At 38.0% G+C, this 12,211-nt stretch carries 7 protein-coding genes; 4 read left to right on the top strand and 3 right to left on the bottom strand.

Translation table 11 applies throughout. The annotated features are described in order from the left end of the window. Positions 1-304: 304 nt before the first annotated feature. Positions 305-556 (top strand): TIGR03643 family protein, encoded by a 252-nt coding sequence (locus H4J65_RS13520; protein ID WP_146879395.1) that lies wholly within the window; start codon positions 305-307, stop codon positions 554-556. A gap of 206 nt (positions 557-762) precedes the next feature. Here H4J65_RS13520 and H4J65_RS13515 read toward each other — a convergent pair whose 3' ends face one another. Beyond that, the gene (locus H4J65_RS13515; protein ID WP_182198539.1) at positions 763-1,506 is read right to left on the bottom strand and encodes a GGDEF domain-containing protein; all 744 of its coding nucleotides are present in this window, start codon (positions 1,504-1,506) and stop codon (positions 763-765) included. A gap of 1,013 nt (positions 1,507-2,519) precedes the next feature. Here H4J65_RS13515 and H4J65_RS13510 point away from each other — a divergent pair. The 3 genes from H4J65_RS13510 to H4J65_RS13500 all read left to right on the top strand — a co-directional run bounded on the left by H4J65_RS13510 (position 2,520) and on the right by H4J65_RS13500 (position 6,280). Further along, positions 2,520-2,804 (top strand): hypothetical protein, encoded by a 285-nt coding sequence (locus H4J65_RS13510; protein ID WP_182138214.1) that lies wholly within the window; start codon positions 2,520-2,522, stop codon positions 2,802-2,804. A 572-nt stretch (positions 2,805-3,376) separates the two neighbouring features. Continuing rightward, positions 3,377-5,068, top strand: a complete 1,692-nt coding sequence (locus tag H4J65_RS13505) for an RluA family pseudouridine synthase (protein WP_182198538.1) — start codon at positions 3,377-3,379, stop codon at positions 5,066-5,068. A 483-nt stretch (positions 5,069-5,551) separates the two neighbouring features. Next, on the top strand, positions 5,552-6,280 hold the full coding sequence (locus tag H4J65_RS13500) for a PEP-CTERM sorting domain-containing protein (protein WP_182198537.1): 729 nt from the start codon (positions 5,552-5,554) through the stop codon (positions 6,278-6,280). On the opposite strand, the gene H4J65_RS13495 is transcribed toward H4J65_RS13500, so the two are convergent. Both H4J65_RS13495 and H4J65_RS13490 read right to left on the bottom strand, forming a co-directional pair. Then, a complete protein-coding gene (locus tag H4J65_RS13495; protein WP_182198536.1) occupies positions 6,270-6,413 on the bottom strand; it encodes a helix-turn-helix domain-containing protein in 144 nt (47 codons plus the stop codon). The genes H4J65_RS13500 and H4J65_RS13495 overlap by 11 nt on opposite strands. Positions 6,414-6,553: 140 nt before the next feature. Continuing rightward, on the bottom strand, positions 6,554-12,211 hold the full coding sequence (locus tag H4J65_RS13490; RefSeq protein ID WP_182198535.1) for an ABC transporter substrate-binding protein: 5,658 nt from the start codon (positions 12,209-12,211) through the stop codon (positions 6,554-6,556).

Below are 12,211 nucleotides of genomic sequence, written 5' to 3'. Positions count from 1 at the left end.
GACTTCAGTCCGTCAACCGTTAAGCGAGCGATTAACCTTTATTTTCACTCGGTACTTTTATTATTTTTCACCTATCACATTGATTTATTTTAATATTGAAAGCAATGGGTAACACTAAAGTGATAAATTATCTTAAGTTCATCTGAGTGAATTTATATGAGTGAATGCAAAAACAGTCGCAACCAGTATCGCTTAGGCTTTATGCCAACGTAGAACAGGCAAAATAACTAACGGGGAATTGGTCTTTTCTTATCTTTTATCCGTATAGCTAGAAAACTTATTGACCAATGTTAGGATAGCTTTTATGGCATTTTTGATGGACGAAGAATCAAGAATTATAGAAATGGCCTGGGAAGACCGAACTCCCTTTGAAGCGATAGAGCATCAGTTCAACTTACGAGAGCCCGAAGTGATCAAATTTATGCGTAGTCACTTAAAGCCAAAAAGCTTTAGGTTATGGCGTAAAAGGGTGGGTGGTCGTGCGACAAAACACCTGCAACTTCGAAGTGACGATGTAACAAGAGGTTACTGCCCAACACAATACAAGCAGCGTTGATGCAGAAAAATCTAAGGCTTAATGATGCTAGTATAGCTTAAAGACGGTTTTACTTTGGGTAGCTAAGTAAATACTTAGGTTACAATGATAGGTTATCTAGCGACCTAAAAAGTTATTCATTAAGCCCTAAAATATTACAGCATTAAAAAATTAATTAAGCACCAAACACTCAATACTAAGGATCAGTAACGACTATGGAACAGTGGTTAAATAGTTTTTAAACAGTGTTGGTTTCTGCCATTTTCTTTTGCTTCATATAAATATTCATCAGCTATTTTAACCAGTTTATCACTAGAAATTTTAGTATTGCCCGATTTTAGAATGGCGCCGATAGAGACAGACACTTTAATCGCCTTGTCATTATGATTTAAATTAAGACTTGCCACATCTGTGACTATTTCTAAACAGGTTTCTTCAAGTTTTGCTCTATTTACCCCATAGAGAATCACTGCAAATTCATCGCCGCCTATGCGAAAGCCAATGTCTTCAGTACGACGACATTTGTTCTTTATGACGCGAGCTAGCTTTTTTAAAACCTCATCACCCATGCTATGTCCGCAAGAGTCGTTAACTATTTTAAAATAATCTGCATCAATAAAAATTAAACCTAGGGCCGCATTGTCACGCACGGCAATTGCATTTAATCTTACTATTTGTTCTTGAAATGATCTTCTGTTGTTGAGTTTTGTTAATCCGTCTGTGATCGACTCGTTGTATAGGCGATTGATTAATAAATAATTTTGATAGAGCGTTTTTTGGCCGATTAGATTAATGATAAGACAAATACCTGCAACAACAATAAAAATTATCAACATGAATATTAAGTCGGTTAATGAGTGGCTTAAGTGAATATTTACTGCTGAAAATACGCAGAGAATAATCACAGTGGCTATGGCTGCAGGTTTGATCGGCAGCACCATAAGTAAGCAGCCAAACATTATAATGAGCACTAAACCAAGCTGAGGAAATGAAAAACCATTTATGTCAGAAAGATAATAGATCAAGCTGTGATTTAAGCCCACTACCAAGTAGATAAACAACATTAATAATATGTTTGAACGTATCGTTATCGGGGGCTTGAACCAATAAATGAAATTTAAATACAATAAGGGCAGTATTACTAAAAATAGTCTAGATGTTAGTGTTAATAGGTATATTTCACTGGGAAATTTAACTACATCCATAATGGAAAATGCTAGATATAAAAGCAATCCGGCGATTAAAGCCCCACGCCTAACGTTTAAGCATTGCGACATCAAAAAATGGGAGAACTTCTGTCTATTATCAGTCTGCTTGTTATTATTCGGAACTGCTGTATTCATATAATATTAACTTTAATCAATATCCATATTGCATAGTTTTTTTTATTGCGAAAAAATCAACCATGTAATAACTTCGAAAATTTAAAAAAAGAATAATATTATAATTATACTTTTTTAAATACATTACAATTTGTAACACTTTTATTGCGAGGGTGCAATTTAATGGCATTATAAAACTATGTTTCTAAAGTAGCCAAGTATTATCTACATAGTGTTAAGTTTTTCTAAGCCTTAATGAATGCTAATACAGAGTCAGGCTAGTAGTTAACTTATTATTAACATCTCAGCCATTTTAGCAATCACTTATTTAACTATTCAGTAGAGCTGCGTAGTGTTATTTAACTTGCCTTGCTGTCGTTTTTTCGCGGCTAAATCCGTTTGAAATAGTAACTTAACAATGCACTGGAATAAGGCAGATATAAAACTATTGGCGTGAATTTAAATTTGTGGCCAAAACTAGTCGGCGATAAACATCAATTAACTATATTACAAACATCATTAGTCAATGGCTGAAAAGTAATGCAAACTAGCAAACAACTCAAGCGAACTAGTTAATTGCTAGCTTATTTTCATTTCGTAGCATATTTTAGTCAACATAATCAGTCCATTAATTGGGCATATACTTCCTCTGGATAGATATTATGAATTTAGATAAATCAACAAAACGTATAGCAAAAAAAGTTAAGGCAGGTTTTCAGGGCTACCCTCAAATTACCTTGGCATATTTTGGCGAAGCTGAAGATTGTGCGACACAAGTAGTGGTTAGTTTTATGTTAGAAGCCGGTGCTGATGCTCAGGAAGAACGTTTTTCTAGCAAAGGTGACATCAGAAAAGACGAAACTATTCAAACGACTATAGTAAAAGTTATTGAACGGGCAGAGGCAAAAACGGTTATAGAAGTGGCGGGTGTGGCAAAAATTAAATAACAGCCGTGAATTATGCCAACTGTTCGCTAGGGTGATATTGCTAAAAGTACTACTCGTACTTAGTGCTCAGTAATCGGTTAGAGCTCATTTATAGCTAAATTATTGCTAAGTTAAAGCTAAGTTATAACAGCACAAGTTAGCCTATATCAGCGCTGCAGGCAGCTTATAGACAAAACAATAAAACCCAGCACAAACACAACAACTATCTCACTATCATCAAAACAGTTTGTTGTGTGTAATGGCAAGAGTTTTAGCATTTCAGGTTAAACCTATTGGTTGCAAGTTAATGGCTGCGATAGCTGTTAAAGTAGTCGTTTTTAGTGTTTAGGCTTTTACTTAAAAAATTCTTTGCCACAGGTCAATTTTTTATGGCGGCGTCGGTAGTGATTTAGCCAGCATTTATCGCTATAAATGCTGGCTAGGCTTTAGCATATCGAGCTTGAGCATGCGCTGCATGGTCTTTAACATCAATTTATCAAGATTACGCCAGATCAGGTTATTTAGTGAGATAATGATGATTATGTTATTATCTTGACTAATTGCCTTATTGAACATTTAATCATTATATTGCCATGACAAATCTTGCCCCTTGCTTTACGTTATTCTCCCAAGCTGTTGACTCTATAACGCTGCCAGAAAAGTTTACTTTCCCCTTTTATTACCAACCACAACCGTTAGCAGTTAAAGCCGTTGAGCAGTTACAGCAACAGCTTGAAATGCTGCCACAATGGCTGGAGAAAACAGTATTAAATGCGTCAGTTGAATCACATAAAACCAATACTGGAAAAATGTTTGGTGTGTTGGTTGTGCAAAACAACCAGCAAGAGTTAGGCTTTTTAAGTGCTTATTCTGGGCAACTTGAGGATAACACGGCGGATATTAACTTTGTGCCTGCAGTGTCAAATATGCAACTGCAAGACGCTGCCTTTTTGGCAGAAAATCGTATTATCAATAATATTAATGCCGAAATTGAGCAGTTAGCGCATAGCGAGCCGCTGAGTGTTATTAATAACCAACTGAGCGCGGCAACAGCAAGTTATCAGCAAGAGTTAATAGCGCAGCAAAGTTTAATGGTAGCGAGTCGTCTGCAAAGAAAACAACAACGCAGCGAAGCTATTGATCGACTCGCGGAGCACGACTTTGAACAGTTAAAAGCAAATTTAGCTGGGCAAAGCATTCAAGAAAAAAAGCAACTGCAAGCGCTAAAGCAATCTTGGCAAGACCAACTCGACTTATTGCAGCAAGCACTAGCGAGTATTACCAGTGAAATTGCCAAGTTAAAAAAACTGAGAAAATCACGCTCGAAAAATTTACAGAAAAAACTTTTTGCTCAGTACCAATTTCTCAATGCTAAGGGCGAGGCTAAAGACTTAAATGCCATTTTTGCTGAGCTACCTGATCATACTCCACCGGCTGGCGCGGGTGATTGCGCTGCGCCTAAACTGTTACAATATGCTTATCAACATAACTTAAAACCACTCGCTATGGCTGAGTTTTGGTGGGGCGCTGCGCCAAAATCGGCTATTAGACAACACAAAAATTATTATCCGTCTTGTTACAGTAAATGTCAGCCCATTCTGACCCATATGCTGCAAGGTTTACAAGTTGATGATAATCCGCTGCTGATCAACCCTGCACTGGGTAAAGATCTAGCCATTGTTTATCAAGACGCAGATATGTTAGTGGTTAATAAGCCGGCCGAATTTTTGTCAGTGCCAGGTAGAAACATTGAAGACTCGGTTTATTCACGTATTAAAAGTCAATTCCCACAGGCCTCTGGGCCAATTATTGTCCATCGTTTAGATATGTCGACCTCAGGTTTGTTAATTATTGCGCTCAATAAAGTAGCCCATAAAGCGCTGCAAAAACAGTTTATTGAACGCACCATAGAAAAACGCTATGTCGCTTTGGTTGATGGAAATATTGTGGCAGAAAGTGGCAGTATTGACTTACCACTGACCTTAGATTTTGATGATAAACCACGGCAAATGGTTTGTTATCAACACGGCAAACACGCGCTAACCACATGGCGAGTACTTGAACGAAAAAATAACACCACACGACTGCACTTGTTCCCTAAAACTGGGCGAACGCATCAACTTAGAGTGCATTGTGCTCATAAAATGGGCTTGAATATGCCAATCGTTGGCGATGACCATTATGGTTTAAAAGCAAATCGCTTACATTTACATGCCGAGTATTTGTCATTTTGTCATCCGATTAATGAGACCAAGCTAGTGTTTGAAGTCGCGGCTGATTTTTAGTGAAAAATTCTGCATAAACTTTGGGTTTGATCACTAACGAATAAAAGCTAATTAGCCTATAAATTAATAACAGCTAAGTGATGGGATTTGGCTCTATTAGTTTAAATCGTATGGCTGTTAACCGATTAAGCTGAATTGGCTTAAGCTAGAATTCAGCTTAATCGCTTGCCAATGAGACTATTAAATCGAAGATATCAGATCATATTTTGTATACTTAAAATAAAGCACAATACCTGCGCCTAATCTTTTCAGAACTCTTGCCAAATTTTTATAAGACAAATTTCAGCACTGCTGCTAAAGCAGTATATGAAATAGCGATTAAAATTTAGTGCGAGCAAAAAAATAACTAATTCATTTGCTATAAATTTTACCGCACTAGCTTTGGCTTGTGTATTGGCAAAGCCTGACCTACATTAATTAACGTACCGTATTTTAATGTAGGTCAGATCACGATGGAATTATAAAATAAAGAGGGAGCTTAAAATGTTAAAAAAAATATTAGTGAAAAAATTTGGACTTGGCTTAGTCTTATCGAGTCTCAGTTTACTTTGTGCTCAAAGTCAGGGTGAGATTATAACCAGTTTTGATACTGGCGTTGATGTTGAAGTCTCATCGACATTTTCTGTCAATGAATTTGAAACAGTACTTTTTGATAGTCAAGTTTTTGTCGACGGCAGTGCATCTGGAGACGCAAGTGGTAGCGATGATTTTGGCCCAGTTATCCTTGGTTCTGATGAGGTTGGTTTAGTCAGCGCTGCGGCTAATGGCCAAGTAAACGGTATGGGAGGGTTTGTTCAGAGTTCCTGGGAAACAGATGGATATTTATTTTTTGAGAATAATACCGGCTCAGATATTTTTGTCAATGTACTTTTTGATATCACTTGGTTTGCAGAAATTTTTACTGCTAGCAGTGACGAAGAAGCCTATGCTACCGCTGGTTTTTTTATTATAGATAGTTTTGACGACATGGTTTCTGCAGAATTTATTGAACTGGACAGTCTTATTAAAGGGCCTGGAAACTTTAGTGAAAGCGATTCTTTTCAAGTCAATTTCAATTTTGTTTTAGCTGATGGCGATTTCGAAGAATATTTTTTTATCGCAGATAGTTTTGGCTTTGCTGAAAGTCCACAAGCCGTTCCTGAGCCTACAGGTCTATTTTTAGCTGGCTTAGCGCTTTTATTTGCGTTTCGACAACGTAAACTTAATAGATAAAAATAATCAGTGATTCCAAACCTGCTTTTTGGCCTCGTTCAATGCGTCGGATAGTGCTTATATTTAAGCCACTGAACTGGGCTAGTTGCTCTTGAGACCATGCTCGTTTAAGTCTTAACTGTCGAACCATCATTTACTTCTCCTTGTAACTGTTCTGATTGAATTATTCATTACTAGATAAATTTTTACTACGACTTTTACCCGACAACTTACTGACAGTACTTAAAATTCAATGAGTTATGTCTGCTGTGTCTTTTATGTTGGTTGATTAGTTTATGAATAAATATTAATGTCCTTCAGTAGTTCGGCCGCATCGTCAAATTCATAAACTTCAATTTTTGCCCTAATGTCTTTTAGTGCTTGGTGATAGCTTTGCTGTTGGCTCATTGCTAGCAAGGTATGAATGCTATCAATAGCGGCAACATCACAATGTTCTACATCAATAATCAATTGCGCCATAAGTGCTTTGCAGGCTGACACATTGAACTTTATATCAGCAGGCTCTTGATGCTCTAGCGGTGCTAGCGCAAGTTCAATACGACTAAGTTCATCTTGGCACTGTGTTAACAGTAGTGGTTTTATATCACGCTGGATAGCGTTGTTTTCTAGCTGCTGGCAAAGCGCGTAAAGTGCTGTTGCGCCAATATTGCCAGCGACACCTTTTAAGGTATGTGCCAGTAATTCTATTTGAGCAAAGTCATGGTTGTTTAATGCCACGGAAATGGGTGCCATAGCATTTGCATAGTTAGTTTTAAATTTAAGCAATAAGCGTAGATACAAGTCGTGATTATTTTGCGCTATCGCTAAACCTGCTTTTATGTCGATGCCGTCGAGTTCAGGAATAGCCATTTGCTGATTTTTATCAGCTAATGGCTGAGCTCTATCGTCTGTTGTCCTCGCTATTTTATCTAACGTATTGGCATTATTTGTATTATTTGTACTCTTGGGTCTCACCCACTTTGTCAATTTGACAAATAGTTCATCGGTATTGATGGGTTTGCCAATATGTTCATTCATGCCTGAGTCTAAGGCTTTTTGACGATCGCCCGCCATGACATTAGCGGTCATCGCTATGATAGGTAAATCGATAAATCGTGGGTCTTGACGTAATTCTCGTGTGGTGGTGTAGCCGTCTTTAATGGGCATTTGGCAGTCCATTAACACACAGTCAAAGTGCTCATGGTTAAGGCGGTCTATGGCTTCTTGGCCGTTATTGGAGACCACCACTTCAATACCATGATGAGTTAATAACTCAGTCGCTAATTCTTGATTTATTTCATTATCTTCTACCAGTAATATTCTTGCACCCTGAAGTGTATTTATGGCCAAGGGGACTTCACGCAGGGAAGCATTATATGGCTCACTACGCAGGTTTTCCTGAGCCAAAGCTAGCAATAAACTGTCGAGTAAATTAGACGAGGTTATGGGTTTACAAAGTGTGGAGTATTGCTCATTACCTTTAAGTGCAAGCTCCGACATTTTTTGCTTGTTAGGGAGAATATGTAATATTGGCAAACCTATGCTAGCAGCGAGTATTAAGCCCAAGTCGTTACAGTGTTGATTGTCACTGCAATTGATCAGGTCGAATATTATGACATCAAAAACCTTGTTCTTGTTTTTTAGCTCTGGCAGCGCTTCGGCGACAGAGTTGAAATTTTCGACGATAAAGCCCGAAGACGTTAACATCCGCTGTAAAATAGTTTTATAGATTTTATTGTCGGTGATTAAAGCGATGGTTAAACCTTCAACTGAGGTTAAATTAGTTTTTTTAGCGTTTATATCTTCCGATGACTGGCTTTGGTAGCTAAGGGTAAAATGAAATTGACTGCCCTTATCTTCTTCGCTTTCTAACCATATTTCACCACCCAATAATTCAACAAGGCGCTTGCAAATCGCTAATCCTAAACCGGTTCCGCCATATTTTCGTGTTGTTGAGGCGTCTGCCTGACTGAAGGATTGAAATAATTTTTTTTGTTGCTGCGCATTCATCCCTATGCCAGTGTCACAAATAGAAAATTTTAAGGTAACGTTATCGTCACGCTTACTGAGACATGAAACGTGAATTTTTATTTGCCCTTGTTCAGTGAACTTAGCAGCATTACTGCCAAGGTTAGTTAATATTTGGCTCAGGCGCAGTGGGTCACCAATAAGGTTAATGGGGACGGTATTTTCAACATCAAAAATCAACTCAGTTTGTGTTTCGTTCAGCTTATCGACTAACATCATACTGAGGTTATCGAGAATATCATCTAAGCAAAACGGGATAGATTCAATGTCGAGTTTATTGGCTTCAATTTTTGAAAAATCTAAAATATCATTAACGATACCTAGCAAGGATTCGGCTGCGAGATTGACCTTGGCAATATGATTTTTTTGTTCGGGTGTTAAATCGGTTTTCAATGCTAACGCCGACATACCAATAATAGCATTCATTGGTGTGCGTATTTCATGTGACATATTGGCTAAGAAATTTGATTTAGCTTTAACCGCTTCTTCTGCTAATGCTTTGGCATGAGCCAATGTTTGCTCGGCCATTTTTTGTTCACTGATATCAACAAAGGTACCTAATAACCCGCCAGCGCAACCATCAGCTTTGGCAAAGCTTTTTACCCAATACATGGTGGTATGTTCTAAGCCATCGGCGTAAACCAGTGGTATTTCTTTTCGCACCATGCCCATTGAGTCAATAACTGCCTTGTCTTCTGTTTGGTAGGCTTTTCGGTCTGCTAAGGGCAAATAGGCGAGGTCTAGTACGGTTTTACCAATAATATCTGCTCTTTTAACATTAAAGGTTTGTTCATAGGCTTTGTTAACGTTAGTAAATTTCAAGTCAGGGTCTTTAACAAAAATCGGGTATGGAATGGTATCAGCCAGTGCTTGTTGGAAAAGCAGATGCTCAGCCAATGCCGCGTCACGGTTTTTGCGTTTGGTGATGTCTCGAATAATGGCAACAATAAAGCGATCATTATGAATATCGACGGCGCTAACGGTGACTTCTGCAGAGAATTCACTACCGTTTTTACGTCTACCGTTAAGCTCGATGAGCTTTTTCTCTAGGGTAGGTTCGTGCAATAAGTGGTGAAAAATATGTAAGCTTGTTTCTTCTGGTAATAATCGCTCAATTTTTTCGCCAATAAGCTCAGCTTTTTCGTAGCCAAACATGCTTAATACTTGCGAGTTAACAATGCTGTGCTCTCGATGTTTATCTAACATCAATATAGCATCAGGTGCTGACTCCATTAAGGCGGCAAATTGTGCTTTGGCGGCATTTTTTTGCGTCACATCGATTAAGGTTAACCGCACTTCGGTTAATTTATTATCGTCATCATAAACCGGCAGGGCAGACATCATAGTGTCGATAGTTTTCTTGTCATTTATTTTTACTGGCACTTCACACTCTAAAAGCCGAGATTTAGTCTGAAATATTTGGTGCACGTAATGAGCTGGCGCAACAAAGCTTTGCCAATTTAAGGAGGAAAACGTGCCTCTTGGGCGTTTAAACATTTGTGCGAAGACAAAATTGTGTTTAATAAACTCACCTTGAGCGTTTAAGGTCGCATAAGCCACTGGCGCATGTTCATATAACTGCCACATTGCACGTTCGCGTTGATGTAATTCAGCGGTACGTTGTGCAACAAGTTGCTCTAATTCTGCTTTCGAGTGGCGCATATATTTTGTTGAACGTTGGCCAACCGTGAGTGTAAATACGTTAGACGTTAAGGTTAATAGTAAGGTAATAACAGCAATTAACATCAATTCATTACGCAGTGAACTTACGCCCCCCATGGCTTCATCTGCATTAATTTCGGTTGCAATACCAAAGCCGTACTGATTGTTCCATAACCAAGCACCATAAACGGTGACACCGCGATAGTCGTTATACCCCAAGACATTACTGGCAATTTTATGATCTGTGATCAAGCTAATGTTGTCTGAACGGGCATTATTGATCAATTGGTTTGCCATAAAAGTAAAGGGTAATTGCTGGCTGTTAATCACGGCATCAGGGTTTTTCATGACATTAATCTGTGGGTCTTTAAGTGTGATCATTTGCTTATTTTTGCTGTGTTCTTGAAAATAGTTTAGTGATGATAATTCAGCATCAAAGCGACTTTTTGAGAGCATTTGGCCTAATCGACTGACTAAGTAGCTTTCGCCTGAGGCGCCAATGCGACCTTGCTGTATAATAGTAGAGATTTGGCCACTGACTTGAATGCTAATGGATAATGCCGCAATAACCTGATTTTTTTCATCGAAGATTGGCGTGATCATATACATATTGTATTGATCTATCGTGTTGGCCGAGTGGCTAAGTGAGTGCTTAACACCAGAGTTTATTGAAGGCACAAAACGACTTTTTCCAGCAAAAACAGCAGTGATAATCTCGGGGTGTTGTTGGGCTATTAGGTTAGTTTTACCTAGGCGGTCATTGTCATCAGCGCTAATGTTGATGAAGTCTTGATTAATAACTGAAAAACCTTGGTTTTCAAGACTCGTTTGGCGCAAGTATTGGCTAATATTTTGCTGTGATTTTGTTTTGATGAGTGTGTCGTTTAACTGGGATTGCAACAGTAAGCTTTTAGTGAGATTAACTAATGTCTCATCTTTAGCTATTTGTTTTAATAAGTTTTCTTGCTCACTTAGCCAATCATTTAGTCTATTTTTTGTTGCTTCAACGACAAATTCAAGATTTTTTTTGATATTGGCTTGGCTGATTTTTTCATTGTCTTGCAAGGATAAGTAAATAACACTAAAAATAATGGCGATATTTAATATCGATACGGTATGGACGATAAAGGGGAATTTTTTTGATGCCATAAAGGAGGCTAGGTGTTGTTGACTAACTAATCTTGGTAGCAGCAGTGTTGAAAAAATTAATAACAGTGAAATTATTACCATGACAATAATTAATGACGTACTGCTATTAATGGCAAGTTGTTTAGGAGCAAAGCTGCTTAAGGCGTCTTCTAGTAATAGATTGGTGGGGATGAAAGGCTTATCTATCATGCCCAGTTGATAATAAATTTCAGCTATTTTTTCCATGCGAGTGCGGGCGATTGAGCCAAGAGGAATAAATTTAGCTAAAATTATTTTACTAATTTCGTCAGCTTCAAAAGCTAAGTGGCGATAAGACTTGTTTTGGCTATTATATTTTTCTGCAATTAATTTAATGATTTCTGCTTTATGATTGAGCGCATATTGCCAACCTTTTATGGTTGCTTGACGCATTGCTTGTACACGTTGAGGGTTGTTTTTTACCTCTGACTCACTGGTGAAAAGATTGTCGCCATAAAAATCAATACCGTAGTCTCTTGGGCTAATGGTTAATATATCAATATTTGCTTGGTCAAATTCAAAGGGCTCATTAGTGTCATAAATTAAAATAGCATCGGTTTTACCGGTAATTAACGCTGAAAATCTGTCACTTTGTTCTTGCCAAGTAAAGGCTGACATATCTTGTTCTGCTTGCATAAGCATGGCAGTAATAGGGGCAAAATTTTTCAATCTTGTATCTATCATGATGCGCTTACCAATCAGATCAAATGGACGGGCAATGCGAGAAGATCTTAATGTGGCGATAGTCGCCGGTGAATGTTGAAATATTTGTGCGACAATAACAACAGGTTTGCCATTATTTTTGGCGACAATTAAACTTGAGTCATTGATGCCATAATCGGCCCTGCCGTCGATGACATAATCTTCAATGGGGCTTGAACCTTTGAATTCTCTTAACTCTACCTCTAAGCCCAATGCTCGATAAAAGCCTTGTTCTTTGGCTGCGTAATAGCCGGCATATTGAAATTGATGCAGCCAGTTGAGCTGAATAGAAACTTTATCAAGTTCTTGCCCTAAACCTTGGCCACTAAAAATGAAAGATAAAGTACAGACTATGGTGATTAAGCTGTTTTTAATGCTGAAAAAATTTAACAT

Origin of the sequence: Colwellia sp. MB02u-9, assembly GCF_014077085.1 — a bacterium.
Lineage (GTDB): Bacteria > Pseudomonadota > Gammaproteobacteria > Enterobacterales > Alteromonadaceae > Cognaticolwellia.
The sequence above is the reverse complement of the archived record's forward strand: the minus strand, read 5'-3'. Positions and strand labels throughout refer to the sequence as shown.